Below are 26,689 nucleotides of genomic sequence, written 5' to 3' on the forward strand. Positions count from 1 at the left end.
GGGCGTGCCGCCGCCGGTTCAGCCGGCGAGCGGCGCCTTCGGCCGATCCGACCGCACCCTGCGCGCCGGCCGCAGTTGCTGGATGAGCGCGACCAGCCGGTCGGCCATGCGCCGGCAGGCCTCGCCGCCGCCCGTGAGAAAACGGGCGTCGAGCAGGATCGACAGCATGTCGAGGTGGTCGATCGTCGTGTCGATGCGGCGCACCTGCGGGCCGAGGTTCGCCAGCGCGTCGCGGTAGGCCTCGAGCACGGATGCCAGCGCCGCATCGCCGGCATCGTCCGGCGCGGCGAAGCTGCCGTCGCGCAGTCTTTCCACCAGCAGGGCTTCGGGGCTTGCGACCACGTCCCATGTATCGCCGTCGTGCGCGGTGGCCCGGGAGATGATCTGGCCGCACTGCCTTGCGAGCGCCACGCCGTTCGACATTGCCTCCGGCGCATCCCATCCGTCGAGCGCGGTCTGCAGCGCGAGCGCACGCAAGGCCTCGCAGGGGCGGAAACCGTCGTCGCCCGCCATGCCTTCGGCGCGCGCATACGCCTGCAGGCCGGCCTGCACCGCGTCTTCCAACGCGCCGCGCCATCGGTGGCGCTGTGCGGCGGTGCCCTTGATGCGCAGCAGATGCAGCGCGAACACGACCGCCTTGCGCTCGCAGGCTTCGCCGAGCAGTGCGTACCGATCGGCGTTGGTGCGCAGCGGCGCGGCCGTGTGGCAGAGCGTGCCGCCGGATACGAGGCGATCGAGCGCGCGCAGCCGCCCGATGCCGTGGTCGATCAGCGGCAGGCCCTTGGGCATCGGCCGGGGTGGGTACTTGCGGGCCGCCTGTTGCTCGGCATGGATGCGCTCGATGTCGCGTTCGGCGCGCGCGAAGCCGAGTTCGACCTCCACCGCCGCCAGTTGTTCGATATCGCGGATCGGCACGCGGCCCTGCAGGTCGACCGTCTGGATCGCCACGACCAGGGCCCCGTAGGCCTGTTCGGGACAGCCGAGATCGCGCCAGATCGCGCCGAGCGCGGATTGCAGCAGCGGCAGCCGCAGCCACGAGGGCGGGCAGCGCCGGTCGCGCGCATCCTCGATCGCCCGGATGCGCGCCTGCCGCTCGCTCTCCAGCGCGCGGTCGGGGCAGCGCGCGATCTCGACACGGGCGCGCGCGAGTTCGTCGAGCATCTCGTCGATCGACACGAAGGGCGCACGGCCCCCGGCGGCGCCGGAAGCAGCGTCGGCCGGCTCCGCAAGCCAGAGCGGGTCGCCATAGGCCTGGAAGGCGCCCCAGGTCACGTTGTCGGATCGCGTGGCCCACAGGGCCTGGCGCGCCTCGAACACCGCTTCGCCGAAGGGCCGCCGGTTCTGCAGCAGCGACTGGTAGAACACCTCGCCGAACTGCTGCGCCAGCTTGTCGTCCACCGCCCAGCCCGCGACGACCACGCAGCGCACGCCGATGGCCATCAGCTCGCGCGCGACGCTGCCGGCCAGCTTGTTGCCGTCGCGCACGGTCGGCCCGGCCGCACCGCCCGGGTCGATCTGGCCCAGGTGGCAGCAGTTGAGGAAGACCAGCTCCGGCACCGATTCCATCGCCTCGATCTCGGCGGCGGTGATGAGCAGCCCGCCCGAGAGCACGACGCCGCTGCGGCGAAGCCCGTCCACATGCCGCTGGTCGAACACCCCGTGTGCGGACACGTGCAGGATCCGATAGGGCTTGCGGTAGAGCTTCGCGAGCACGTCTGAGGCGAGGTTGTCGGCACCGATGGCGCGGCTCACCTCGTAGCCCATGCCGACGAGCAGACCCGCAACCGCGTTCGCTTCCACCTCGGCGCCGGACAGCGAATCCGGGTCCTTGCCCTGCGGGTTGGCCGGATCGGGAAACGCCGCCGCGAAGCCCTGCACCGACGGATTGCCGACCACATAGGCGCTGCGCGCAACGCTCTGCCGCACATCGCGCCGGTAGGCCGAGGACGACAGCTGCCGCACCACCGGCGTGCACAGCGCCAGCGGCACGAGCGGGCCGTCGGTCTGCGCCTCGGTCGCGAACAGCGGATCGGTCAGCATCAGCTCCCACGGCAGGTTGGCGGTCGCGCCGTCGACCACCAGGACGATGCGCTGGAGCTGCCGCGCCGCGTCCTTGAAGTCCGGCGGCACGATGAGCTGGAACAGCATGCGGCCGAAGTCGGCGTTCCATTGCGTCTGGCTGATCTGCTGGCGCACCAGCGTCTCGATCAGGCTCGGCTGGCGCTGCTGTACGACCGTCTCGGCCCGCGCGCGCTGGCCGACATAGAGAAAGCGCAGCCGGTCGGCGAGCCGCGTTGCGCCGTCGGGGCGCGGCGCGGTGCCGGGGTCGTCCGCATCGGTGACGATCAGCCGCGGCCAGTAGCTGGCGCCGCGCGCGTCGAACAGGCGCTGGCGCAGCCCGGTGCCCTGTGCGAGTTCGGGGTTGCAGGCGAGCAGCGTGTCCTTCGCCGCGGCGGCCGTCTGCAGCCGGGACGCGAGCTGGCGCAGCTCGTAGACCGCGGTGATGGCGGTGTCGAGATAGAGCTCGACGATGTCCAGCTGCGACACGCGCACCGACAGGCCGGTGGTGCGCCGGAACTTCTCGTTGGCATCGATGACGCCGCGCACCACCGCCTCGACCGAGCCGGCGATCGTCAGGTTGGCCGACGAGTTGTAGCCCAGCAGCAGCGTCGCGAGCGGCACCTCGCGGTCCTCGCGGCCCATCACGTCGACCACCTGCAGCAGGTAGCGCAGCACGCCGGCGCGCACCGCGATCATCAGCGCGTCCTGGCTCAGATTGCCCTCGTAGCTGCCGAGGCCGGTAACCACGGCGCCGGTGAGCACCCCCCGCCGGCGCTCGATCGCGCTGGGCGTGCGCAGCACCACCGCGGCGGTGCCGAGCGGGCCGGCATAAAGGTCGAGCGCGCGTCGCTGCGCGAGCTGGCCGTCCATGAGCTCGGCGTCGATGAGTGCCTCGGTGCCGGCCATCGAGTCGTTCTCGTAGTGGCCGACCATGATCGGGCACGACAGGAAGCGCAGGTCCATCGCCTTGAGGTTCACTTCGAGCCGTTGCTTGGCGCGCGTCGTGACGTGGGTGTCCGGCGTGCCGCCGATCACGGCCGCAGCAAGGGTCGCGTCGTCGACCGCGTTCGGCGGACCGGGGTCGTAGCTCACCGGTCGGTCCGGTGCGGCCCCGCGCGCGGTGGGCGGACTGCGGTCGAGCGCACCGGTCGCGCCGGTCACGAGCAACTCGCCGAGCGCACCGAATGCGGACGGCGTGGAAAGCAGATCGCCATGCACCGCCGGCAGGTAGTAGAAGTTCCCGATGCCGCCGATGCGGCCCGAATCCCAGGTCACGGTGCCATCGCCGCGTGCGGTCGATACCATGCGCAGGCGCGGGCTTCCGCTGCGCGTTTCGACCCGGACCCCGCACGGGGTGTTCGGTGCGACGCCGAACACGTAGACCGACTTCGCGCGATAGGCGTCCGGCAGCGCGGGCATGCCGGTGCCGTCGGCCTTCGCATCCTCGGTCCACAACCATCCGGCCGACGCGAGGGTCTCGGCATCGGGCTGGCCGCAATGGTGGTCGCCGAACCACAGGTCGGTGTTGACTGCCTTCAGCGCCTTCCAGCCTTCGGGCCGCCAGTACTGCTGCGGCTCGCCGCCGTCGGGCTGCCCCTCGAAGGTGTCGACGAAGCCGGGCCGCGGCAGCAGTTGCAGCGCGCCCCGGAAGCCCGAGACGAGGTCGAGCACCTCCTGCATGTCGTGCCGGACGTCCAGCCGCGCGAGCGTGCGCAGCGCATCGCCCTTGCCGAGCAGGTTCTCGACCATCGAATGCGAGCCCTGGTGCGGCGTGCCGGCCATGACGAGCCGCGCGCCGTCGCGTGCCATCAGCCGGTCCATCACCTCGCGCCGCCGGTAGATGCAGGCGCGCACCACCAGTCCGCCCATGCTGTGCGCGAGCAGGCGGACGGGTTGCGTGGTCTGTTTCAACAGCAGGTCGAGGAAGGTGCCGAGGCGCTCGCCGAGCACGTCGAGCGGCTGCCGCCAGTCATAAGGGAATGGCACCACGTGATGGCTTGCCGCGAGGTGCTCGCAGATCGCGCTGTAGGTCTTGCCGAAGAGGCCGCCGGTCGTCACCTTGTCGGCACCGAAGGCGATGTCCGTCAGGCCGCCGGCTGCGAGGCTGATCGGGTTGAGCCACACCCGCTTGCCGTCGGCATCGAGGTAGGTGCCCATCACGCCGGGCAGCACGATGACGATCGGCCGCTCCACGCCCGCCGCGTCGCGCGATGCGCCGATGCCGGCCGCGTCGAGGCTGGTGAACTGCGGCGGCATCACGCGGAACGCGGCGACATCGTCGGGCCGGCCCTGCACCAGCCAGTCGCGCATCGCGGTGCGCGTCTCCAGGTTGCCGAAGTAGCTGAAATGCGAGACATCCGATGCGCGGTCGAACATCACGCGCGCCTGGGCCTTGACAGCGACGCCTGCGAGCATCGAGGCGGTATCGACCACGAGGTCGTTGTCGGTGTTCTCGAACAGCAGGAAGTCGGTGAGCAGCGTGCCCATGCGCATCAGCAGGTTGCCGCCCTGGATGTCGCCGGCGATCAATCCCATGCGGATGTCGGGCTGCACCGTTCCATCGCGCAGCAGCGCGGCCATCGGCGAATCGGGCAGCATGGCCTCGATGCCCGGCACCAGATGCGGATTGGTGCGGTTGTGCGCGATCTCGATCACCACGCGCTTGAACGCCGAATACAGCGGATTGCCGAAGAAGAACGGCACCCGGCCGATCAGCGTCAGCAGGCCCGAGAGGAACACGTCGAAGTTGCCGCTCGCGAGCCTGGTGCCCTGCGAGGGGCTGGCGACACGCACGTAGCGCTCGATCACCGGCGCCTTGTCGCGCAGCATCGCGAACAGATGGCGCAATTGCTCGCGGTGCTCGGCATGGGCGCTGTCGAGTTGCTTGCGCACCTCGGCTTCGCGGCCCTGCGCGTCGCCCACGCCGGGGAAGGCAAAACTGTAGCTGTCGATGTGCTGGTCGATGTCCTGCAGGCACATCAGGTCGCCGACGATGCCGCCGCGCGAATGGGTCACGAGGCTGATGCGGGCGCCCTTGGGCAACGCCGTCGCCAGTTGCAGCGCGTTGTCGATGGGGCTTTCGGACAGCGTGCGGTGCTCGAAGCCGTAGATGCCGCCTGGAAAGCTGCTTTCGAGCCGGGCCCAGAGCCCCCGGTCGGTGCGCTGCAGGTCGGCGAAGCTGCCGAGCGTGCTCGACGCGGTGCCGTGGATGAAGACCAGCGCCGGGCGTGCCTTGCCGTCCGGGCCGATCATCGCGGCGACGTCATCCGGCGTACCCCCTTCGAGCTTGCCGCCCGCATCGTTCCAGCGGTAGAGGTGTCCGGCCGGCCGGCCGAGGCGGTCCTCGATGACGGTCATGAGCGCCTGGGTGGCGAGCCAGCTCACGCCGGCGTCCACCGCGGCCGTCTGCTTGCCCTTGCCGCCCTTGTCCTTCGGAAGACCGGCGATCAGCGCCTCTGCCGCGTCGGTCAGCGAATCGCGGCCCACGGCCACCGACACCACGCGGGTGACCAGGCTGCCCATCGCGTCGGAAAACACGCCCCGGCGCGGCATCGCGCTTTCGGCGTTCAGGCGATCGAAGAGCACGCGGCCGTCGTCGTCGACCAGATCGGGCCGGTTGCGAAGCAGCGCATCGCGCAAACGGGCGGGGCTGGTGACCAGGGTGCCGCCGTCGGCCAGCTCGATCACCAGCACGTCGTCGTCGGCCGCCGCGAGTTCGCTTGCGCTGGTGTCGGGCGCACCGCGCACGGCGGCGCCGAGCTCGATGCTGGATTTCGGCGTCAGGAGTGTGTCGGGCAGGAAGTCGTCCTTGGCCGCAGGGCCGGCCGCGCTTCGCGTGGAAGACTTCAGAAGAGCAGGCACCTCGGGTTTCGTGTTCTCGCGTCCGGTGAGCTTCAGGACGATCGGTGGCGCCATGCTCCGTCTCTCCTCTTGCGTGGCAGGACGTCAGGTGAAGACCGCGCGGTTTCGCGCCTCCGCGCTGCCCTGGATCTGCGGCTTCTGCGGATAGCGCGTGGAAGGCAGGTCGTCCGCCAGCGCCGCATGCCACTGCGTGTAGCTCGCGTTCGCGGGCAGGGCGCGCAGCGCCTTCAGCGCGTAGAAGGTGAAGGCGCCGTTGGAGCGGTCCGCGAAGGTCGCGTCATAGCTGAAGTGGTTCTCGCCTTCTTCGCAGCCGGCCATGAGAACGTCGCCCGCGTCGTCCTGCTGCGCACTCGCGAGCGCGCTGGAGGCCGCGTGGCTGGCGTCGGCAGGCACCGGGCCGCCGCCCGGGCCTCCCTTGGCGAGGCGCTCGCCGGACATCCATGCCGTCATCGGCATGAAGCGCGGCGTCCTCCCGGCCTCCTTGTCCGCGCTGTTCGGCGGCGCGCGGTTCACGGTCCCTGAGTGACAGCTATCGGAAATCAGGACGATGTGCACGCCATCCCGGCGTGTCATGAAGATCGCATGGATCTCGTCGTCGATGAATGCGGCGTTGATCAGGCGGATGTCGTGGGGGCAGAGCGCCTCGTCGAGCCCGTCGGCCTCGTCGCCATCGGTGTCGTACTGGTAGGTGCCATGGCCCGAGTAGGTGATCACGACCACGTCGCCGCTCACCGCCTGCCCGACGATGCGCTTGAAGGCGTCGACCATGCCGGCTTTGGTGGCCTGGCCGTCGAGCAGCTTGTTCACGCTGAAGCCGCGCGACGTCAGCTCGGCGGCCCAGTCGTTGGCGTCGTTGACGCAGCCGGCAAGGTCCATGTCGGTGCCGGGGTAGTTGTTGATGCCGATGCACAGGGCGAGCTTGGACATGCGTGCCTCCTGTCGTTCGTTCGGTCAAGGTGCGGGCGCCGGCGGCGCCTTCCTGATTGAACACGCGAGAGGCCTGCGAGTCGTCTTCCAAACGGGATATGGCGCACGGCAGGGCATACGGCGCGATTGCGGCCGTGCGCGTCTGGCGTCAGGCGCTCAGCGCCTTCATTTCCGCATACAGATCCGCCTTGCCTTCGAAGCCGATCCCCGGCAGTGCCGGCAGGTTGACGTAGCCGTTGTCGACACGCACACCATCGGGGAAGCCGCCATAGGGTTGGAAGAGGTCGGGGTAGCTCTCGTTGCCACCCAATCCCAAGCCGGCTGCGATCGCCAGCGACATCTGGTGTCCGCCGTGCGGGATGCAGCGGCTCGGGGACCAGCCGTATTCCTTGAGCATGTCGAGCGTGCGCAGGTATTCGACGAGGCCGTAGCTCAGAGCGCAGTCGAACTGCAGCCAGTCGCGGTCGGGGCGCATGCCGCCGTGGCGGATGAGGTTGCGCGCGTCCTGCATCGAGAAGAGGTTCTCGCCGGTCGCCATCGGGCCCGCATAGACCTCCGAGAGCTTCGCCTGCAGTTCGTAGTCGAGCGGATCGCCCGCTTCCTCGTACCAGAAGAGCGGGTACTGCGACAGCGCACGGGCATAGTCGATGGCGGTCTGCAGGTCGAAGCGGCCGTTCGCGTCCACCGCCAGCTGCTGGCCGGGGCCGAGGATCCTGAGCACCGACTCGATGCGTTCGCAGTCTTCGGCCAGCGTGGCGCCGCCGATCTTCATCTTGACCACCGAATAGCCGCGCGCGAGGTAGCTCTCCATTTCCTTGCGGAGGCCGTCCAGGCCCTTGCCGGGGTAGTAGTAGCCGCCAGCCGCGTAGACGAAGACGCGCGGATTGGCCTTGCCGTTGCCATAGCGCTCCGCCAGGAGCTGGAAGAGCGGCTTGCCCGCGATCTTCGCGACCGCGTCCCACACCGCCATGTCCATCGTGCCCACGGCCACCGAGCGCTCGCCGTGCCCGCCGGGCTTCTCGTTGATCATCATTCGCGCCCAGATCTTGTGCGGATCGAGGTTCTCGCCGGTCTCGTCGATGAGCGTCGCCGGATCGGCTTCGAGCACGCGCGGGCGGAAGCGGTCGCGGATCAGCCCGCCCTGGCCATAGCGGCCATTGGAGTTGAAGCCGTAGCCGATCACGGGCTTGCCGTCGCGGACCACGTCGGTGACCACGGCGACGAGGCTCAGGGTCATCTTCGAGAAGTCGATGTAGGCGTTGCGGATGTCCGATTTGATCGGGCGGGTGGATTCGATGATGTCGACGATTTTCATGATGCTCTCGATGAGTGACAGGAGTTGAAAGGTCAGGGGTTCAGCGGGGCAGCGACGAGCCGCCGCAGATGGCGATGTCCTGTCCGGTGATGGCAGCGGCGGAGGGCGACAGCAGGAAGGCGACGAGGGCGGCGATCTCGGCCGGCTCGATCAGCCTTCCGATGGGCGGCAGGCGCGGTGCGCTGCCGGCACGCGCGGGATCGGCCAGCATGCCGGTGGCGGTCGCGGCGGGCGAGACGACGTTCACTGTCACGCCCCGGTCCGCGACTTCGGCCGCCCAGCTTCGCGCTAGCGCGATGAGCGCCGCCTTCGTGGCCGCGTACTGGCCGCGTCCGGGCATGCCCTGCGCCACGCGGCTGCCGATGAAGATCACGCGGCCGTGCTTGCGCTGCGCCATCGCGGGCACGATTGCATCGGCGATGCGCGTGGCGGCATCCACATGCAGGCGCCACATCAGCTCGCCGCCTGCGTGGTCGAGCTGGCCGAGCGGCCCGACGCGCAGCACGCCGGCCGCATGCACGAGCGCATCGGCGTCCTGCAGCGCGGCGGCGGCAGCAGCGACGCTTTCGCCCCGCGACAGGTCCACCTCGACCGGAGTGAAGGCCGCATGCGCGATGGCCGGCTGGGCGACATCGAGTCCGCTGACGCGCCAGCCCGCGGCCAGCAGCGATTCCGCGATCGCGCGGCCGATGCCGCTGCTGCTGCCGGTGACCACGGCATGCCGCAGGTCATTCGACATGGATGTTCCCCTCGGTCACGATCTTCTGGGAACGCGCCATGTCGCCGCCCTGGAACTTCGCGAATTCCTCCGCGCTGCCGGGTGCGAGCAGCAGGCCCTGTTCCCTGAGCTTGTCCTTCATGTCGCCGGCCAGCGCCTTGTTCACTTCGGCGTTGAGCCGCTGCACGATCTCGGGCGACGTCTTGGCCGGCGCCCAGAGGCCATACCAGCTGTAGAACTCGAAGCCGGGAATCGTCTCCGCCACGGTCGGCACATCGGGCAGGCTGGAGGCGCGCTGCGCCGAGGTCACCGCGACCACGCGCAGCATGCCGCTCTTGTGGTACTGGAGCGATCCGAGGATGGGATCGATGAAGCCGTCGATCTGCCCGCCGATCAGGTCCTGGAAGGCCGGCGCGGTGCCCTTGTACGGCACGATCAGGTAGTCGATGTTGCCCGCGCGCTTGAGCAGCTCGGTGGACAGATGCCCGGCGGAGCCGACCGAGCCGACCGCGAAGGTCATCTTGCCCGGATGCTCCTTCGCGTATGCGATGAGCGACTTGATGTCGGTGATCGGCAGCTTCTTGTTGATCGCCACCGACAGCGGTGCCTTGGCCACGAGGGCCACGGGCGCGAAGTCGCGGTTCACGTTGTAGGGCACCGACTTCATCGTCATTGGCGCCGTGGTGAAGGTCGAGGCATTGAAGAGCAGCGTGTAGCCGTCGGCTGGCGCCTTGGCCACCACGTCACCGCCGATCACGCCATTGCCGCCGGCGCGGTTCTCGACGACGAAGGGCTGGCCCATCTGGTCGCTGAGCTTCTGCGCCAGCAGCCGGCCCACGAAGTCCAGCGTCCCGCCGGGCGGGAACGGGATCACCATCTTGATCGGCTTGCTGGGATACGCCTGGGCGAAAGCGCCGGCGGTCGCCGCGAGGGCGAGGGCGCCTAGCGCGGCGCGGATGAAGTGCTTGCGTCGCATGTCTGGTCTCCTGGGTCTGGTTTTCTGCAGGGCCGGGCCGACTTCGCACCCGGCTTTTTCGGGCGGCGAATCAGCGCTTGAGCAGGCCCGCGCGCTTCACGGCGGCGCGCAGGGCTTCGACTTCCTCGGCGTTGGGCGCCTCGGTGGGCGGGCGCACCGTGGCATCGTCGAGCACGCCGGCCAGGTACATGCCGCCCTTCATGCGGGCATGGGCCTCGCCCGTGGGCTCGCCGCCGCCGTAGACCGCGTCCTTGAGCGGCGTGATGATGGCCTGCACTTCCATCGCGCGCTTGAGGTCGCCGGCCTTCACCGCGTTCCACAGGTCGATGATGAGTTGCGGGATGAAGGTGGCGAAGCCGACCAGCGCGCCGTCGACGCCCTGCACCATCGAGGCCAGCAGGTACTCGTCATGGCAGGTCAGGATGGCCTTGGACGCATTGGCCTCGCGGATCGCCTGGATGTCGCGGGCGTACTTGTTCATGTCGCGCTGGCCCACCTTGAAGGCCTGCACATAGGGCAGCCGCGCCAGGTCGGCCAGCAGCTTCGACGAGTACGAGGCGCGTGTCCACGCCGGGTAGACGTGGCACACGAGGTCGAGCTCCGGCGCCGCCTTGTGGATCGCCTCGAAATACTGCAGCGCGTGGTCCGGCGTGAAGCCGAAGCGCAGCCAGTGGTGGGGCGGCATGACGTCGAGCGCCACCGCACCGGCGGCCTTGGCGGCGCGGGCGTGTTCGGCGGCATCGGCCAGTCCTTCGCAGACGATCGACGAGATCACCGGCAGGCGGCCCTTGAGCTCATCGGCAACGATCCGCGTGACCTCGGCGCGCTCGGCCGGCGTCAGCGCGAACACCTCGCCGGTGTGGCCATTGGTCATGACCGCGACCACGCCGTCGTGGCCGGCGAGCCATGAAGCCAGCTTGCGCAGCGCGGGCTCGTCGATCTTGTGGTCACGGGTGAAGGGGCACGAAATGGCGGGAATGATCCCCTTGTAGTTCGCGATGGAAGGCATGCGGTCGTCTCCTGGTGGGTGATTGGGTGTCGATGGGGCGATCTTCCGGTTGGGGGGCGCATACGGTCCAATACCCGATTCGCATACAACTATCTCCGCGGAGAAACCGAGAAAGGACGCACCGCATGGGCCCGGGAAACCGACCGCTGGATCTGGAATGGCTGGAAGACTTCCTGGCGCTGGCGGAAAGCGGCAATTTCTCCCGCGCGGCGCAGGCGCGGAACATTGCGCAGCCTGCATTCAGCCGGCACATCCGCGCGCTGGAGGAATGGGTCGGCGTCGATCTGTTCGACCGCAGCGCGCACCCGGCCGCGCTGACGGCGGCGGGGCGGCGCTTCCAGCCCTTGCTGGAAGAGACGCTGGCTCAGCTGGAATCGGCGCGCATCAAGGCGCGGGCGGCGCACGACCAGGCGGCGGCGAGCCTGCTCTTCGCGGCGACGCATGTGCTGTCGCTCACCTTCTTTCCGCAGTGGCTGGGCGGATTGGAGTCGCAACTGCGGCTTGGGCCGATCCAGACGATTTCGGACAGCTTTCATGCCTGCGAGGACCTGGCGTTGCAGCGTCGCGTGCAGTTCGTGCTGTGCCATGGGCATCCAGAGGTGCCGGGGCGGCTCGATGAGGCGGAATTTCCGATGCTGCGGTTGTCGGACGATGTGCTGCTGCCGGTGTCCGCGCCGAATGCCTCGGGGGACGGTGCGATGCATTCGCTGGATGTCGCGAAGGCCGCGAAGGCGGACGCAGCGGTGCCGGTGCTGGCGTACAGCGAGCCTTCGGGGCTCGGCCGCATCATGCGGGCGCGGATGCGTCAGGTGTTCGGCGAGGGCAGCAGCGTGCCCACGTTGGCGCAGGGCGTCGACATCGTGTTCACCGCGCACCATGCGGCCCTGCTCAAGGCGATGGCGCTGGAGGGCCGCGGCGTGGCCTGGCTGCCGAAGAGCCTGATCGTGGCTGAGCTGAAGATTGGCGCGCTGGTCCCGGCGGCTTCTGCCGAGTGGAACGTGCCGGTCGAGATCCGCCTCTATCGCCAGCGCGCGGAAATGGCACCGGCGGCCGAGGCGTTGTGGACGCTCGTGCAGAAGCGCCCACCGGGCTCAGGCGGGCGCTGAGCAGAGACTGCGGATCTCTGCGGGAATCGGCACCGCGCGGATGCCGCCGCCTTCGCGCTTGGCCGCGAAGATGCGCACCTCTTCGCATTCGAGGATCAGGTCTTCGCCGCGCATCACGCGGTAGCGCTGCACGAAGCTCTTCTCGCGCCACTCCGGGATCGTGACCGTGATGTTCAGCGTGTCGCCATAGCTGGCGCTCTTGACGAAGCGCGTGTGCGTGTCGACGAGCGGTGTGCCGATGACGCCGATGGTCTGCGCGGTTTCTTCCCATCGCGGCACGCCACGCTCGGCAAAGAAATGGCGGGACGCGGCGTCGATCCAACGGAAGAAGTTGGGAAACCAGACGATGCCGGCGGGGTCGCAGTCGCCGAATTCGACGCGGACGGTGTAGATGACTTCGATGCTCATTTTCAGTGAAGGTGAAAACTTCGGGGATGCGTTGGGGGTGCGTGGCGAGGACGCCGGGTGGTCCCCTCCGCGAATGTCCCCCGGCCTTCGGCCTCCTCCTTTATTTCGCTGCGGGGACCACCCGGCATCCTCGCCACGGGAAACGCTGCGTGGTGCCAGTCGATCAACCACGGCCGTGACGGATCACGACGATGGTGTGCTCTGCGCAGCGAAGTAAAGGAGGAGGCCGCAGGCCGGGGGACATGAGCGGAGCAGAGCACACCGTCGGCGTGATCCCGCCCCCACATCACCCCATTCTCGTGGGTAGCCAGAGCGCAATGATCGGAAACGCAATCAGGATCACCAGCCGCAGGATGTCCGTCAGGATGAACGGCAGCACGCCCTTGAAGATCGTCGTGAAGGTCACCTCCTTCACCACGCTCTTGATCACGAACACGTTCATCCCCACCGGCGGATGGATCAGCCCGAGTTCCACCGTCATCACGATGATCACCCCGAACCAGATCGGGTCGAAGCCCAGGTGCACGATGACAGGGTAGATGATCGGCACGGTGAGGATGATCATCGCCATCGCGTCCATCAGGCAGCCGAGCACGAGGTACATCAGCATGATGAGCGCGAGCACCCCGTAGCGGCCGATGCCCAGGCCCGTGAGGAACTCGGTGAGCTTCTGCGGGCTCTGCGTGATCGTCAGGAAGTAGCCGAACAGAAGGGCACCGATCAGCACGGTGAACACCGCCGCCGCGGTCCGCGTGGCCGACAGCAGCGCCTCGCGGATCTTCGGGCCGTCGAGCTTGCGCCGCAGCACGCCGAGGATGAAGGCGCCGCTCGCGCCCACGCCACCGGCTTCGGTCGGCGTGAAGAAGCCGCCGTAGAGGCCGCCGATCACGAAGATGAACAGCACCAGCGGCGCCCACACGTTCTTGAGATCGGCCACGCGCTGCGACCACGGCTTGACCTCGCCGCCCGGCAGCCAGTCGGGCCGCAGCTTGACGATGAGCACGATGGTCAGCACGTACATCGTCATTGCGAGGATGCCCGGCACGATGCCGGCCATGAACAGCTTGCCGATGTCCTGCTGCGTGAGGATCGCGTACACCGCCAGCACCGTCGACGGCGGCAGGATCGCGCCCAGCGTGCCGCCCGCGGCGATCACGCCGGTGGAGAACGATTGCGGGTAGTTGAAGCGCCGCATCTCCGGATACGCCACTGCCGAGAACGTGGCCGCGGTGGCGACCGACGATCCGCAGATCGCCGCGAAGCCGCCGCAGGCCAGCACCGTGGCGACCCCGAGGCCGCCGCGCAGGTGCCCGATCATGGAGTTCGCGGCCTTGAACAGCTCGCGGCTCACGCCCGACACCGAGACCAGCGCGCCCATCAGCATGAACATCGGGATGACGCCGAAGGTGTAGTCGGTCACCGTGCGCATCGAGGTCTGGCCGACCAGCTTGAGCGCCGGGCCGATGCCCACGATCGATGCGTACCCGGTGACGCCGACCAGCCCCATCGCCATGCCGACCGGCACGCGCAGGAGCATCAATGCAAAGAGAGCGAAGAAGCCAAGGATGGCGATTGCATCGGTGCTCATTCGTCCGCTTTCATTTCAGGCTTCTCGTCGTGGAGGAGTTCGGGATGGAAGATCAGTCGCCAGGTGCGGATCGCGATCAGCAGCACGGCGGACACGTCGCCGAGCCATGCGACCGCATAGAAGGGCCAGGTCGGGATGTTCATGTCGTAGGTCAGCACGTGGTCGACATAGGTGCCGCGCACCTTGTCGAACAGCGTGGCGGTCTGCACCGTGACCACGAACAGCAGCACCACGGTGGCAAAGACGTCGATCCAGCGCTTCATGCGCGGGCTCGCGGCGGTCCAGACCAGGTCGACCGTGATGTGGCCGCCCCGGTAGCTGGTCGCCGCAATGCCCCAGAAGATCAGGATGCCCAGCAGCATCCGGCCGAAGTCGTAAGAGTCGGGGATCGAGGTGTTGAAGAACTTGCGCAACACCACCGCGAGGAAGATGTTGAGCGCGACGATCCCCACGAACAAGGCGGCGAGCCATTCGATCGCATTGATGAACCGGTCGCCGGCCGCCCCGATCTTCTTCGGGGCCTTGTCGCTATCAGCCGCCATCACAGCGCCGAGTTGTACTTGACGAGGCTGGCCTTCAGCGAATCCAGCACCGCCTTGGGATCCTGGCCGACCTTCTTCACGCTCTCGGCCCATTGGGCTTCGACGGGGGCAACCGACTTGCGCCATGCGTCGAGCTGCTCGGGCGTGAGCTTGTAGATTTCGTGGCCGGCCTGCGATGCGATCTTCGCGCGGCCGCCGTATTCGAAATCGGCCCAAGGCGTGGCGACCTTCTCGGCCCACTCGCTGGTGCAGTGGTCGTCGATCACCTTCTTCTGCGCGGCCGACATGCTGTCGTACTTGCCCTTGTTCATGGCCCAGACGAAGGGCGTGACGTACAGCGGCGCATCCATGTGGTAGCTCACCACCTTGTCGATGCCGAAGAGGCCGATCGAGCCCCACGGGAAGGTGATCGCATCGGCCACGCCGCGCTCCAGCATGTCGCGCGACTCGGGCGCCGAGGCCTGCACGTTGGTGCCGCCGAGCGAGGTCACCATCTGCCCGATGGTGCTGGTGGCCGGCCGGATCTTCATGCCCTTGATGTCGGTGGGCGAGAGGATCTTCTTGCGCGCGTGGAAGGTGCCGGGGTCATGCACGAAGGCGAAGCAGACCTTCACGTCCTTCATCTCGGTGGCGGCGTACTGGCGGTACCACGCGTCGATCGCGGCCGTTCCGCCCTTGCCATTGGCGAAGAGGAAGGGCAGCGAAGCGCCCGCCATGATCGGGAAGCGACCCGGCTGGTAGCCCGGGTTGATGTAGGCGAAGTCGGCGATGCCGTCGCGCGCCATGTCGTAGTGGTCGAAGGCCTTGCCGAGTTGCTCCGACGGGAAAAGGACCGCGGTGATGCTGCCGTTCGATGCCTTCTTGATGTCATCCGCCCAGGCTTGCAGCGACGGGTTGAGCGGATGCTGCGCCGGCACCCAGCTCGACATCTTGAGCTGGACGGGTTTGTCCTGCGCCTGAGCGGGCGCGCCGGCCAGGGCCAGCGCCGCCGAAAGCGCGAGGACGGCGCGTGTGGCGGCCGAGGGCGTGAAGCGGGATGTCGACATGGATGTCTCCTTCGAAAGTGTTGTTGAAGTCGTCGATGGGTTCGCGCACGTCTTGTGGTCTTTGTGCAGTGCGCAATTCAATTATTTTTTATAAGAGTTCGCGTGCTCGTAAATCGGCGTTTACCTTGAGAGTCAACGCGCATGCGTCGCCGAATTCGGGGCGCGCTTCATCCAGCGGATCGGCTGCTCCCTGACGGGGCGCGCCGGGGCGCCGTGGCGCACCAGCGTGGCGTCGAGCGCGGTGCCGGCTTCATCCGCGAGGGCGGCTTCGCGCGCGGCGGCGATCGCATCGGCCCGGGCCGCGGGCGAACCATCGGGCAGGGGCGCGATCGCGAGGTGGTCGATGACGTGCAGCAGGTTGTGCTTGCCGCGCTCGTTGGTGCTGCCATAGCCCTTGATGAGCCGGCCGCACAAGGCGATCTCGTGGCCCAGGCGCCAGTGCGTCTGCGTGCCGTGGACGACCGCATCGAGCCAGCGGTCGATCAGCGCCTGTTCCTGCGCGAACCGCTGCCCACGCCGGCGCAGCCATCGCAGCGAAGCGAGCAGCCGCAGCGACGCCATGCCGAACACCGAATGGCTGCCGACCTTGAGGGGCAGCGCCCACGGCGAGGACCGCCGCCGGTCCCACGCGGTCACGCGATCGGCCAGCGACGGCGGAAGCAGCGCGGCGAACTCGGGCGCGCCGGGCTTGAAGTGGTCGTAGACCTTGACGATGTCGTCCTCCCCGGCCTTGACCTCGTCGCGCACACGCCGCGTACGGCTTGCGCGGCTTTTGAGTTCCGCGACGCGCACGATGTCGTCGAAGGCCATCCACAGCGCGAGCCAGCGCGCCATTTCGCGCGTGACGGCGAAGGCGTGCGAACCGGCCGGGTCGGCAGTGCGTTCCGCCGCGAGCACCTTCTGGAGGCGGTCCACGTATCGCTGCGCGTAGTCCGCATCCTGGTAGTCCAGCACGCGGGCGTGGCCCAGCGCGAGCATCTCGTGCACCGCGGGCGGGAACAGGCTGGCGATCGCCTGCGGCAGGGCGGCCGCACCGGGCGTTTCGTCCTTCGATGACGCGAGGAGACCGGTCACCATCGCGGCCTGCTGGCGGGGCGCGTTCACGGCGTCGAATGCCTTCGCGAAGCCACGCAGGCTGGCCTCGGCCATCTTGCTGACCTTGTCGCCGTGGCCGCGCACCACCTGTTCGTAGGCTTCGCGCGGGAAGGGATAGAGCCCGCTGCCGGCAATGGCGCCGAGCATCACCGCGCTCACGACCGTTCCGGCCTCGCGCGCTGAGGCGCCCATGTCGAACACGTGGTGCTCGCGGCTGAAGGCCTTGACCACATCGAGCAGCTGCTGCGCATCCGCACGGCCGTCGCCGAGCTGCATGCGCTCGGCCGTGGTGAGCGTGCGGCTCGACGAGGTGATGACCAGCGTGCGCTGCGGCGTGCTCATGCCATTGCTGATCTGGCGCGTGGTTTCGAGCAGCTCCGACGACACGATCGCGTCGAGCGCGCCCGGCACCGGGCTCAGGCTGAACACCGGCCGCCGCCCGCCGAGCTCGGCCAGCGGCACCGGGAAGACTTCGACGTAGTACGTGGTCGCGCCGGTGCGCTGCGCGACGCCGGGGATCGAGGTGCTCTGTGCCGCATAGCCGGCATGTCGCGCGACGTCGACCAGCCATTCGGTCAGGACGCCGCCGCCTTCGCCGCCGAGCGCGCAGATGAGAAGGGTGATGGGTTGGGTTCTATTCATGATCGTCATGCGGGCTGAAGTGCGCGGACGACGGCACCGCGCAGGCTGTGCAGCAGCCGTTCATGCCATTTGGGGTTCTGCACCACTTCGGCGCGATAGAAGCTCGGGCACAAGGTGGCCGCGTGCGCGTTGGCGCCGCAGAGGCCGCAGCCCACGCAGCCGTCGATCACCACCGCCACCGGGTCCACCTTGAGCGGATCGGGGTTGTCCTTGATCGTCAGCGTCGGGCAGCCCGACAGGCGGATGCAGGCATGGTCGCCGTTGCACACGTCCTCGTCGACGCCGTACTTCACGCGCACCACGCGCTCGCCCTGGCGCAGCAGGCTGGCGATCCACGGCTTGATGCGGCGCTGCCGCTCGAGCTGGCATTCGCCCTCCGCGATGATCACCTTCAGGCCGTTGAAGCTGCTGGTGAAGGCCTCGTTGAGCGTCTTGCGCATCTTGTCCACGTCGTAGGTGTGCACGGTGCGCAGCCACTGCACGCCGAGCCCCTTGAGCGTGGATTCGATGGTCTGGTTCTTGTCGACGAGGCTCTGCTGCTTGTCGACCGCCCGCGCCTTCACTTCGTCGTCCGGCGTGGAGATGATGTCCTGCGTGCCGGTGGCCGAGGTGTAGCCGTTCTTGAAGATCATCAGCACCGCGTCGTCGCCGTTGAAGAGCGCGCTCTGCACGCCGGTCAGCAGCCCGTTGTGCCAGAAGCCGCCGTCGCCCATGATCGACAGCACGCGCCGCTGCATCATCGGCGACACGCCCGCGCGGCTCGCGAGGCTCATGCCGTAGCCGAGGATCGAGTGTCCCATCGAGAAGGGCTCGAAGGTGCCGAAGGCATGGCAGCCGATGTCGGCGGCGATGTGCACCGGGCCGCTGTCCTGCTGCGCGAGCTTGAGCGCCGAGAACACCGGCCGCTCGGGGCAGCCGATGCAGAAGCTCGGCGGGCGGTTGGGCAGAGGCGTTTCGAGCTTGGCGGCCAGGGCGGCGCGGCGATCGCGGTTGCCGGTGAGCCAGCCCTGCGCGGAATCCTGCGCATGCCCCGGCAGATGGCGCTGCACGAAGGATGCGAGCCCGCCCGACAGTGCCTCGACGCCGAGTTCGCCCGCCGGCGGCAGCATGTCGCAGCCGTGCAGCGCGGTCTGGATGTCGCGGCGGCGCAGCAGGGTGGCGATCTCCTGCTCGATGTATTCGGGCTGGCCTTCCTCGACCACGAGCACTGCGCGCTTGCCGGCGCAGAAGTCCGCGACTTCCTCCGGCACCAGCGGATAGGTGACGTTGAGCACCAGCAGCGGAATGTCGGTCGCGCCGAAGGCATCGGCGAGCCCGAGTTGCTGCAGGCTGCGGATGAGCGCGTTGTAGAGCCCGCCCTGCACCACGATGCCGAGATCGGTGTGCGTTCCCGGCATGAGCTCGTTGAGCTTGTGCTCGGCGATGTAGCGCCGCGCGGCGGGCAGCCGCTCTTCGCCCTTGAGCTTTTCATGGCGGAAGGTGACCGGCGGATGCGCGAGCCGCATGTAGTCGAAGCCGGCCGGCTCCTCGATCAAGGCGCGCGTGGAGACCGCGGGCGCCAGGTTGTCCTTGCATTCGAAGCTGCCGCGCACGTGGCAGGTGCGGATGCGCAGTTCCATCATGCAGGGCATGTTGGAGGTTTCCGAAAGACGGAACCCGTGCTCGACCATGTTCACCATCGCGCCGAGATCGGGGCGCGGATCGAGCAGGCACATGCTCGACTTGAGCGCGTAGGCATGCGTGCGTTCCTGGATCACCGAGGCGCCTTCGCCGTAGTCCTCGCCGACCACGATCAGCACGCCGCCCTTGACGCCCGGCGACGACAGGTTGGACAGCGCGTCGGCTGCGACATTGGTGCCGACGATCGATTTCCACGTCACCGCGCCGCGCAGCGGGTAGTGGATCGATGCGCCGAGCATCGCGGCCGCCGAGGCCTCGTTGGAGCAGGCTTCGACGTGCACGCCGAGCTCGTCCATGTACGGCTTGGCCTGCACCATGACGTCGAGCAGGTGCGAGACCGGCGCGCCCTGGTAGCCGCCGACGTAGGCCACGCCCGACTGCAGCAGCCCCTTGGTGATGGCGAGGATGCCCTCGCCGTGAAAGGTGTCGCCGGCGCCGAGGCGCAGTGCTTCAATTTCCTTGCTGAATGAGACTTCCAACTGACTTGCTCCATGAGAATTTGCATCGTCACACCCGCCCGCGCTCTTCTTCCAAGGCACCCGCGGAACCGGCTCTGCCGGGCCGCCGGGTGCGCCCCCTTTGAGGGGGTGTCCGAGCCACACGCAGTGGGCGAGGCTGGGGGTGGGCCTACTTCATTCGGGCGATGTAGTAGGCGAGGGTGTCGAGGTCTTCCGGCGGGATGCCGTTCAATGCATCGACCATCGCCATCGTGTAGCCGGGGCGTTTGCCGGAGCGGAACTCGCGCAGCGTCATCTGCAGGTAGTCTTCCTTCTGCTGCGCGATGCGCGCCACCTGCTGGCCGCCACTGAAGTCGGCGCCGTGGCACATCGCGCACTTGTATTGCTGTGCGAGCACCTGCCCGCGCGTCATGCGTGCCGCATCGGGCGGCGTGGCCGGCGGTGGCGCGGGCACCGGCGGCAACGTTGCGATGAATTCCGAGAAGCCGCGCATGTCCTGGTCCGACATGGTCTTGGCGACCGCGCTCATGGCCTCGTTGGAACGGCGGCCTTCGCGGAAGAGGAAGAGCTGCGTGATCGCATAGAACGAATGCTGGCCGGCGAGCACGGGCGTGCCCGGCATCTCGCTGCGGCCGTTGGCGCCGTGGCAGGCGGCGCACAGCGCCGCGTAGCGCTGTGCGTAGCTGCCTTGTGCCGCGGGCTGCGCGCTCGCGGCCGACGCCGCGAGCCACAGGAGAGCGGCCGTCGCTGCGGTGATGGCGTGTCTTGCCGTCCTCCTCATTTGCCGTAGCTGATGCGATAGATCGCGCCGGCGTGGTCGTCGCTCACCAGCATCGAACCGTCCTTCAGGATCAGGAAGTCCACCGGACGGCCGAGGTAGTTGTTGTTCTCGACGAAGCCGGTCATGAAGGGCTCGACCTTGGCACCGCCCTTGCCGTCGGGCCACGCGACCGAGATGTCGGCGTACTTGACGGTGCGGTTCCACGGACCGTGGCGCGCGATGAACATCGCGCCCTGGTACTTCGCCGGGAACATCTTGCCGGTGTAGAACTTCAGCCCCAGCGATCCGGCGTGCGGGCCGAGCAGTGCGTTGGGCTTCTTGTAGTCGGTGCAGTTCTTGCCCCAGCCGAATTCGGGGTCGGGGATGTTGCCCTGGTGGCAGAACGGAAAGCCGAAGTGCTGGTTCGGGCCGGTCACTTCGTTGAGCTCGTCGTTGGGCAGTTCCTCGCTGAGCCAGTCGCGGCCGTTGTCGGTGAACCAGAGGTGGCCGGTCTTCGGATCGAAGTCGAAGCCGACCGTGTTGCGCACGCCGGAAGCAATGGTTTCCATGCCGCTGCCGTCGAGGTTCATGCGATAGAGCTTGGCGTACTCGCCCGGGTCGCAGATGTTGCAGGGCGCGCCGATCTCGAAGTAGAGCTTGTTGTCGCGGATGCGCAGGAACTTCCAGCTGTGGTCGCCGCCGCCCGGCAGCTTGTCGTAGATGGTCGTGGGCGTGCCGAGGTTGTCCAGCTTGCCGTCGACGTTGTCGTAGCGGTAGATGTGCGTGTTGGTCGCGAGGAAGAGCGAGCCGTTGTGGTATTCGATGCCGGTCGCGAAGGGCATCTTGTCGATGATCACCTTCGCCTCATGCTTTCCCTTCTCGGGGATCGCGTAGACCTTGTTGCCCACGAAGAGCGTGCTGACGAGGATGTTGTCGTTCGGGCCCTGGCGCAGCCCCCGTGCATCGAGCACGCCCGAGGCCCAGGTCTCGACCTTGAAGCCCGGCGGCAGCTTGAACTTCTGGGTCGGCAGCTGGTCGGCCGCGGTCGGGATCGGGAAGGCAGGAACCGGCGCCATGCGCATGGCGGTATCGGTCTTGGGTCGCCCCTTGGCCCAGCCGGGTTCTTCTGCCGGTTGCTGCTGGGCCCATGCGGCGGTCGCCGCGCAAAGCAAGGCGGCGATCACCGCATGCTGACGGATCTTGACCATCTCTTGTCTCCTTCTCTTTTGGGGTGTGGCTTGACGCCATCCGCGAGTGTCCGAGACCCGGCAGCGACCTTCAATAAAATAATTGAGCTAAGCAATATGAATATCATGCATATCGATGCTGTCGACCTCAACCTGCTTCGGCTTTTCGATGCCATCTACCGCGCGCGAAGCGTGAGCAAGGCGGCCGAGTCGCTCGGCCTCACCCAGCCGGCGGCCAGCCACGGACTCGGTCGGCTGCGTCTCCTGCTGAAGGACGCGCTTTTCATCCGCGCGCCCGGTGGGGTGGCGCCCACGCCGCGTGCCGAGCGCCTCGCGCGGGCGGTGAAGTCGGCGCTGGGGACGCTCGAAGAGGCGCTCAGCGAGCCCGACCGCTTCGAGCCCAGCCAGTCGCGCAACACCTTCCGCATCCACATGAGCGACATCGGCGAAGGCCGCTTCCTGCCCGCGCTCATGGCGCGGCTCGGCGAACTCGCACCCGGGGTGCGGCTGGAGACGCTGCCGCTCCTGCCGGATGAGGTCGCGCCCGCGCTGGACAGCGGGCGCATCGACTTCGCCTTCGGCTTCCTGCCCAAGGTGCGCGACACCCAGCGCGTCATGCTGCTCAAGGACCGCTACATCGTGCTGCTGCGCAAGGGCCACCCTTTCGCGCGGGCGCGGCGCACCGGGCAGGCCATGCTCGAGACGCTGCGCAAGCTCGAATACGTGGCGGTGCGCACGCATGCCGAGACCATCCGGATCCTCCAGCTGCTGAACCTGGAAGACCGGGTCCGGCTCACGACCGAGCACTTCATGGTGCTGCCGGCGATCGTCCGCGCGACCGATCTCGCGGTGGTGATGCCCCGCAACATCGCGCGCGGCTTCGCGGAGGAAGGCGGCTACGCGATCGTCGAGCCGGCGTTTCCGCTGCGCGATTTCACCGTGTCGCTGCACTGGAGCAAGCGCTTCGAGGCCGATCCGGCCAACCGGTGGCTGCGCGAGGTGATCAAGGACCTCTTCATAGAAAAATGAGCTCACCCCCAGCCTCGCCCACTTCGTGTGGCTCGGGCACCCCCTTTCAGGGGGGCAACCCCGGCGGCCCGGCGGAGCCGGTTCCGCGGGGTTTCTGGGTTTGGCCGGGGGTTAACCCCTACCTCGCATACCGGCCCCCACATAGGCGATATGGGCATGCCTATATGCGTCGAGGGCAATTAAGGAATAACTTTCGTCTGGCCCGATTCTTGATCGCCCCACGAGCATGAGCATGACAACGAGTACCCAACCCATCCAGTTCTTCCACCGCGGCCGGATCGTCGACGTCAGCGGCGTGCACCCGACCCGTTCGGTGCTCGACTGGCTGCGCGAGGACGCCCGCTGCACCGGCACCAAGGAAGGCTGCAACGAGGGCGATTGCGGTGCGTGCACCGTGGTGATCGGCGAGCTGGCCGGGCCGGGCGAGAAGGGCGCGGTCGGCGGGCTGCGGCTTTCGACGGTCAACGCCTGCATCCAGTTCCTGCCGACGCTGCACGGCAAGGCGCTTTTCACGGTCGAGGACCTCAAGGCCCAATGCGGGCACGGCCATGACGCGCAGCAGCACGACAAGCATCCGGTGCAGCGCCTGCATCCCGTTCAGCAGGCGATGGTCGACTGCCACGGCTCGCAGTGCGGCTTCTGCACGCCGGGCTTCGTGATGTCGCTGTGGTCCACCTACGAACACCATCAGGAAGGCCAGACGCGCCCGACGCGGCAGCAGCTGGCCGACGACCTGTCGGGCAACCTGTGCCGCTGCACCGGCTACCGGCCGATCCTCGACGCGGGCCAGCGCATGTTCGACCTGCCGGCAACGCGCCTCGACACCCGGCCGGTGGTGGAAGCGCTGACCGCGCTGAAGCACGAGAACACCTTCGACTACGCCGCGCCGCTGGGCCAGCGGATGGACCATTTCCACGCGCCCACCACGCTCGCCGAACTGGCCGCGCTGCGCGAAGCCAAGCCGGCGGCGCAGTTGCTGGCCGGCTCGACCGATGTCGGGCTGTGGGTCAACAAGCAGTTCCGCGACCTCGGCGACATCATCTACGTCGGCGACGTGGCCGAGATGAAAGTGGTCGAAGAGCGTGCGAACGAGCTCTACCTCGGCGCGGGCGCCTCGCTCGAGTCCGCCTTCGCGGCGCTCGTGCGCCGGGTGCCGAGCCTGACCGACGTGTGGCTGCGCTTCGCTTCGCCGCCGATCCGCAACGCGGGCACCATCGGCGGCAATGTCGCCAACGGCTCGCCGATCGGCGATTCGCCGCCGGTGCTGATGGCGCTCGATGCCGAGATCGAGCTGCGCCGCGGCAGCGATGTGCGCCGCATGCCGCTGCCGGACTTCTACGTCGACTACATGAAGAACCGCCTGGAACCGGGCGAGTTCGTGCAAGGGCTCGCGATCCCGAAGGCCGCGCTGGCGCGGCAGGTGCGCGCCTACAAGATCAGCAAGCGTTTCGATTGCGACATCTCGGCACTGTGCGCCGGCTTTGCGATCGATCTCGACGGCGATGTGGTGAAGGAAGTGCGCCTCGCGTTCGGCGGCATGGCCGCGGTCGTCAGGCGCGCGGCGAACGCCGAGGCCGCATTGGTCGGCAAGCCGTGGACGCAGGCGACGGTGAACGCCGCCAAGCTGGCGCTCGCCAAGGACTTCACGCCGCTGACCGACATGCGCGCGAGCGCCGACTATCGCCTGCAGGTGGCGCAGAACCTGCTGCAGCGCCTGTGGCTGGAAACGCGCACGACCGACCCGTTGCCGGTGGAAGCCACCAGCGTGTGGAGCGTGATGCCGCACGCAGTGGCGGAAGGAGTCTGAGATGAACAAGCCGATCGATCCGAAGCTCTTCAAGTCGGCCGAGGCGTTTGCCGACTACACCTCGAACACCGCCGCGCGCATCGACGCGAACGCCGAAGCCAAGGCACATGGCGACGGCGCGCGCGTGGGCATCAGCCGTCCGCACGAGTCGGCAGCGCTGCATGTCGCGGGCGAAGCGACCTACATCGACGACATTCCGGAACTCGCGGGCACGCTGCATTGCGCGCTGGGTCTTTCCCCGGTGGCGAACGGCCGGCTCAAGGGCATGAAGCTCGATGCGATCCGTGCCATGCCGGGCGTGGTCGCGGTGCTGACCGCGGCGGACATCCCGGGCAGCAATGACTGCGGCTCGATCGTCCATGACGACCCGATTCTGTGCAGCGGCGACGTCCGCTACATGGGCCAGCCGGTCTTCGCAGTGATCGCCGAGACCCGCGACGCCGCCCGCCGCGCGGCCGCACGCGCCAGGGACGCGCTCGACATCGAGGCCGCGCCGCCGGTGCTCACCCCGCAGGAAGCGCATGCCAAGGAGCAGTACGTGGTGCCGCCGATGCACCTCGTGCGCAACACCGATGAAGGCGGCGCCAAGGCCGCGATCGCCAGGGCGCCGCACCGCCTCAAGGCGCAGCTCGACGTGGGCGGGCAGGAGCAGTTCTACCTCGAAGGCCAGATCAGCTACGCCATCCCGAAGGAAGGCGGCGCGATGCATGTGTACTGCTCGACGCAGCATCCGAGCGAGATGCAGCACCTGGTTGCACACGCGCTGCACCTGCACGCCAACGAGGTGCACGTCGAATGCCGGCGCATGGGCGGCGGCTTCGGCGGCAAGGAATCCCAGTCGGCGCTGTTCGCCTGCGTGGCGTCGGTGGCGGCGAACAAGCTCAAGCGCCCGGTCAAGCTGCGGCTGGACCGCGACGACGACTTCATGATCACCGGCCGCCGCCACTGCTTCTGGTACGAATACGAAGTGGGCTACGACGACGAGGGCCGCATCCTCGGCGCCGAAATCACCATGGTGTCCCGCGCCGGCCACTCGGCCGATCTGTCGGGTCCGGTGATGACCCGCGCGCTGTGCCACTTCGACAATGCCTACTGGCTGCCGAACGTGGAGATGCACGGCTTCTCGGGCAAGACCAACACCCAGAGCAACACCGCGTTCCGCGGCTTCGGCGGTCCGCAGGGCGCGATCGCGATGGAGAACATCCTCGACAGCGTGGCGCGCGAACTGGGCCGCGATCCGCTGGATGTGCGGCGCGTCAATTTCTACGGCAAGACCGAGAACAACGTGACGCCATACGGCCAGACGGTGGTCGACAACGTCATCCACGAGCTGGTGGCCGATCTGGAGACCAGCAGCGACTATCGCGTGCGCCGGGAGGAGATCGCCGGGTTCAACGCGAAGAGCCCTGTGCTCAAGCGCGGCATCGCGCTGGCGCCGCTGAAGTTCGGCATCTCGTTCAACGTCAAGCATTTCAACCAGGCCGGCGCGCTGGTCCATGTCTACAACGACGGTTCGATCCTGGTGAACCACGGCGGCACCGAAATGGGGCAGGGCCTGAACACCAAGGTGGCGCAGGTTGTGGCGCACGAGCTGGGCGTGAGCTTCGAGTGCGTGCGCGTCACGGCCACCGACACGACGAAGGTCGCCAACACCTCGGCCACCGCTGCATCGACCGGTGCCGACCTGAACGGCAAGGCCGCGCAGGACGCCGCGCGGCAGATCCGCGAGCGGCTGGCCGCCTGTGCTGCGGCGCGTCATGGCGGCGATGCGTCGGCGGTGCGTTTTGCCAATGACAAGGTCGAGGTCAACGGCCGCACGCTAGCGTTCGCGACGGTGGTCGGCGAGGCCTACCTGGACCGCGTGCAACTGTGGTCGGACGGCTTCTACGCGACTCCCGGACTGAGCTGGGACAAGGACAGGATGCAGGGCCGTCCCTTCTTCTACTTCGCCTACGGCGCGGCGGTCAGCGAGGTGATCGTCGACACGCTCACCGGCGAATGGAAGCTGCTGCGCGCCGACATCCTGCACGACGCCGGCAAGTCGCTGAACCCGGCGGTGGACATCGGTCAGGTCGAAGGCGCCTTCATCCAGGGCATGGGCTGGCTCACGACCGAGGAGCTGGTGTGGCATCCGAAGACGGGCTTGCTCACCACCCACGCGCCGAGCACCTACAAGATCCCGACCGCCAACGACTGCCCGCCGGTGCTGAACGTGCGCCTCTACGAAGGCCAGAACTTCGAGGACTCGATCCATCGCAGCAAGGCGGTGGGCGAACCCCCGCTGCTGCTGCCGTTCTCGGTGTTCTTCGCGATCCGCGACGCGGTGTCCTCGGTGGGCGGCCACCAGGTCGATCCGCCGCTGCGCGCGCCGGCGACCAGCGAGTCGATCCTGCGTGCGATCACCGCGGTGCAGAACGCGGCCGCCTGAGAGCGCTTTCATGTGACAGCGCGCTGTATAACTGCCCGCACCCACC

At 68.1% G+C, this 26,689-nt stretch carries 18 protein-coding genes; 4 read left to right on the forward strand and 14 right to left on the reverse strand.

From position 1 onward, the window contains the following. Window positions 1-18 precede the first annotated feature (18 nt). The 6 genes from BLW05_RS06085 to BLW05_RS06110 all read right to left on the reverse strand — a co-directional run bounded on the left by BLW05_RS06085 (window position 19) and on the right by BLW05_RS06110 (window position 10,867). Complete coding sequence (locus BLW05_RS06085; protein ID WP_093161102.1) at window positions 19-5,976, reverse strand: CHAT domain-containing protein; 5,958 nt, start codon at window positions 5,974-5,976, stop codon at window positions 19-21. Window positions 5,977-6,006: 30 nt separating this feature from the next. Next, window positions 6,007-6,849 carry a caspase family protein gene (locus BLW05_RS06090; protein ID WP_093161105.1) on the reverse strand — a complete coding sequence of 281 codons (843 nt, stop codon included), beginning with the start codon at window positions 6,847-6,849 and terminating at the stop codon, window positions 6,007-6,009. Window positions 6,850-6,997: 148 nt separating this feature from the next. Beyond that, window positions 6,998-8,164, reverse strand: a complete 1,167-nt coding sequence (locus BLW05_RS06095; RefSeq protein ID WP_093161108.1) for a mandelate racemase/muconate lactonizing enzyme family protein — start codon at window positions 8,162-8,164, stop codon at window positions 6,998-7,000. Between the two features lie 40 nt (window positions 8,165-8,204). Continuing rightward, window positions 8,205-8,903: an SDR family NAD(P)-dependent oxidoreductase gene (locus tag BLW05_RS06100; protein WP_093161111.1), complete on the reverse strand. Its 699-nt coding sequence runs from the start codon at window positions 8,901-8,903 to the stop codon at window positions 8,205-8,207. Then, a complete protein-coding gene (locus tag BLW05_RS06105) occupies window positions 8,893-9,858 on the reverse strand; it encodes a Bug family tripartite tricarboxylate transporter substrate binding protein (RefSeq protein ID WP_093161113.1) in 966 nt (321 codons plus the stop codon). The genes BLW05_RS06100 and BLW05_RS06105 overlap by 11 nt, the downstream gene beginning before the upstream one ends. Window positions 9,859-9,928: 70 nt before the next feature. Further along, a complete protein-coding gene (locus BLW05_RS06110) occupies window positions 9,929-10,867 on the reverse strand; it encodes a dihydrodipicolinate synthase family protein (protein WP_093161116.1) in 939 nt (312 codons plus the stop codon). Between the two features lie 125 nt (window positions 10,868-10,992). On the opposite strand from BLW05_RS06110, the gene BLW05_RS06115 reads away from it, so the two are divergent. Beyond that, complete coding sequence (locus BLW05_RS06115; protein WP_093161118.1) at window positions 10,993-11,973, forward strand: LysR family transcriptional regulator; 981 nt, start codon at window positions 10,993-10,995, stop codon at window positions 11,971-11,973. Here BLW05_RS06115 and BLW05_RS06120 read toward each other — a convergent pair. The 8 genes from BLW05_RS06120 to BLW05_RS06155 form a co-directional block, all read right to left on the reverse strand. Continuing rightward, the gene (locus tag BLW05_RS06120; RefSeq protein WP_093161119.1) at window positions 11,959-12,381 is read right to left on the reverse strand and encodes an acyl-CoA thioesterase; all 423 of its coding nucleotides are present in this window, start codon (window positions 12,379-12,381) and stop codon (window positions 11,959-11,961) included. The genes BLW05_RS06115 and BLW05_RS06120 overlap by 15 nt on opposite strands. A gap of 286 nt (window positions 12,382-12,667) precedes the next feature. Then, complete coding sequence (locus tag BLW05_RS06125) at window positions 12,668-13,969, reverse strand: TRAP transporter large permease (protein ID WP_093161121.1); 1,302 nt, start codon at window positions 13,967-13,969, stop codon at window positions 12,668-12,670. After that, on the reverse strand, window positions 13,966-14,511 hold the full coding sequence (locus BLW05_RS06130) for a TRAP transporter small permease (protein WP_093161122.1): 546 nt from the start codon (window positions 14,509-14,511) through the stop codon (window positions 13,966-13,968). The genes BLW05_RS06125 and BLW05_RS06130 overlap by 4 nt, the downstream gene beginning before the upstream one ends. Further along, complete coding sequence (locus tag BLW05_RS06135) at window positions 14,511-15,557, reverse strand: TRAP transporter substrate-binding protein (RefSeq protein WP_093161124.1); 1,047 nt, start codon at window positions 15,555-15,557, stop codon at window positions 14,511-14,513. Before BLW05_RS06135 ends, BLW05_RS06130 begins: the two co-directional genes overlap by 1 nt. 132 nt (window positions 15,558-15,689) lie before the next feature. Next, window positions 15,690-17,294: an indolepyruvate oxidoreductase subunit beta family protein gene (locus BLW05_RS06140; RefSeq protein ID WP_093162080.1), complete on the reverse strand. Its 1,605-nt coding sequence runs from the start codon at window positions 17,292-17,294 to the stop codon at window positions 15,690-15,692. 5 nt (window positions 17,295-17,299) lie between these two features. Next, entirely contained in the window at window positions 17,300-19,453 is a 2,154-nt protein-coding gene (locus BLW05_RS06145) for a thiamine pyrophosphate-dependent enzyme (RefSeq protein ID WP_093161125.1), read from the reverse strand. Window positions 19,454-19,601: 148 nt separating this feature from the next. Then, a complete protein-coding gene (locus BLW05_RS06150; RefSeq protein ID WP_093161127.1) occupies window positions 19,602-20,213 on the reverse strand; it encodes a c-type cytochrome in 612 nt (203 codons plus the stop codon). Next, complete coding sequence (locus BLW05_RS06155; protein ID WP_177142573.1) at window positions 20,210-21,400, reverse strand: PQQ-dependent sugar dehydrogenase; 1,191 nt, start codon at window positions 21,398-21,400, stop codon at window positions 20,210-20,212. The genes BLW05_RS06150 and BLW05_RS06155 overlap by 4 nt, the downstream gene beginning before the upstream one ends. A 96-nt stretch (window positions 21,401-21,496) precedes the next feature. Here BLW05_RS06155 and BLW05_RS06160 point away from each other — a divergent pair, with 96 nt between their 5' ends. From BLW05_RS06160 to xdhB, 3 genes are all read left to right on the forward strand, one after another. Continuing rightward, window positions 21,497-22,408 (forward strand): LysR family transcriptional regulator, encoded by a 912-nt coding sequence (locus BLW05_RS06160; protein ID WP_093161128.1) that lies wholly within the window; start codon window positions 21,497-21,499, stop codon window positions 22,406-22,408. 226 nt (window positions 22,409-22,634) lie between these two features. Continuing rightward, window positions 22,635-24,215: a xanthine dehydrogenase small subunit gene (gene xdhA, locus BLW05_RS06165; RefSeq protein WP_093161130.1), complete on the forward strand. Its 1,581-nt coding sequence runs from the start codon at window positions 22,635-22,637 to the stop codon at window positions 24,213-24,215. A 1-nt stretch (window position 24,216) separates the two neighbouring features. Beyond that, entirely contained in the window at window positions 24,217-26,643 is a 2,427-nt protein-coding gene (gene xdhB / locus BLW05_RS06170) for a xanthine dehydrogenase molybdopterin binding subunit (protein WP_093161131.1), read from the forward strand. Window positions 26,644-26,689 lie beyond the last annotated feature (46 nt).

The sequence above is a fragment of the Variovorax sp. YR216 genome, assembly GCF_900107745.1.
In the GTDB taxonomy this organism is placed as follows: Bacteria; Pseudomonadota; Gammaproteobacteria; order Burkholderiales; family Burkholderiaceae_C; genus Variovorax.

Bases quoted from the DNA above. Each gene is read 5' to 3' on its own strand.
- xdhA (WP_093161130.1), top strand. From the start codon at position 22,635: ATGAGCATGACAACGAGTACCCAACCCATCCAGTTCTTCCACCGCGGC.
- BLW05_RS06140 (WP_093162080.1), bottom strand. From the start codon at position 17,294: ATGAATAGAACCCAACCCATCACCCTTCTCATCTGCGCGCTCGGCGGC.
- BLW05_RS06105 (WP_093161113.1), bottom strand. From the start codon at position 9,858: ATGCGACGCAAGCACTTCATCCGCGCCGCGCTAGGCGCCCTCGCCCTC.
- BLW05_RS06130 (WP_093161122.1), bottom strand. From the start codon at position 14,511: ATGGCGGCTGATAGCGACAAGGCCCCGAAGAAGATCGGGGCGGCCGGC.
- BLW05_RS06155 (WP_177142573.1), bottom strand. From the start codon at position 21,400: ATGGTCAAGATCCGTCAGCATGCGGTGATCGCCGCCTTGCTTTGCGCG.
- BLW05_RS06125 (WP_093161121.1), bottom strand. From the start codon at position 13,969: ATGAGCACCGATGCAATCGCCATCCTTGGCTTCTTCGCTCTCTTTGCA.
- BLW05_RS06135 (WP_093161124.1), bottom strand. From the start codon at position 15,557: ATGTCGACATCCCGCTTCACGCCCTCGGCCGCCACACGCGCCGTCCTC.
- BLW05_RS06120 (WP_093161119.1), bottom strand. From the start codon at position 12,381: ATGAGCATCGAAGTCATCTACACCGTCCGCGTCGAATTCGGCGACTGC.
- BLW05_RS06095 (WP_093161108.1), bottom strand. From the start codon at position 8,164: ATGAAAATCGTCGACATCATCGAATCCACCCGCCCGATCAAATCGGAC.
- BLW05_RS06085 (WP_093161102.1), bottom strand. From the start codon at position 5,976: ATGGCGCCACCGATCGTCCTGAAGCTCACCGGACGCGAGAACACGAAA.
- BLW05_RS06115 (WP_093161118.1), top strand. From the start codon at position 10,993: ATGGGCCCGGGAAACCGACCGCTGGATCTGGAATGGCTGGAAGACTTC.
- BLW05_RS06110 (WP_093161116.1), bottom strand. From the start codon at position 10,867: ATGCCTTCCATCGCGAACTACAAGGGGATCATTCCCGCCATTTCGTGC.
- BLW05_RS06090 (WP_093161105.1), bottom strand. From the start codon at position 6,849: ATGTCCAAGCTCGCCCTGTGCATCGGCATCAACAACTACCCCGGCACC.
- BLW05_RS06100 (WP_093161111.1), bottom strand. From the start codon at position 8,903: ATGTCGAATGACCTGCGGCATGCCGTGGTCACCGGCAGCAGCAGCGGC.
- xdhB (WP_093161131.1), top strand. From the start codon at position 24,217: ATGAACAAGCCGATCGATCCGAAGCTCTTCAAGTCGGCCGAGGCGTTT.
- BLW05_RS06160 (WP_093161128.1), top strand. From the start codon at position 21,497: ATGAATATCATGCATATCGATGCTGTCGACCTCAACCTGCTTCGGCTT.
- BLW05_RS06150 (WP_093161127.1), bottom strand. From the start codon at position 20,213: ATGAGGAGGACGGCAAGACACGCCATCACCGCAGCGACGGCCGCTCTC.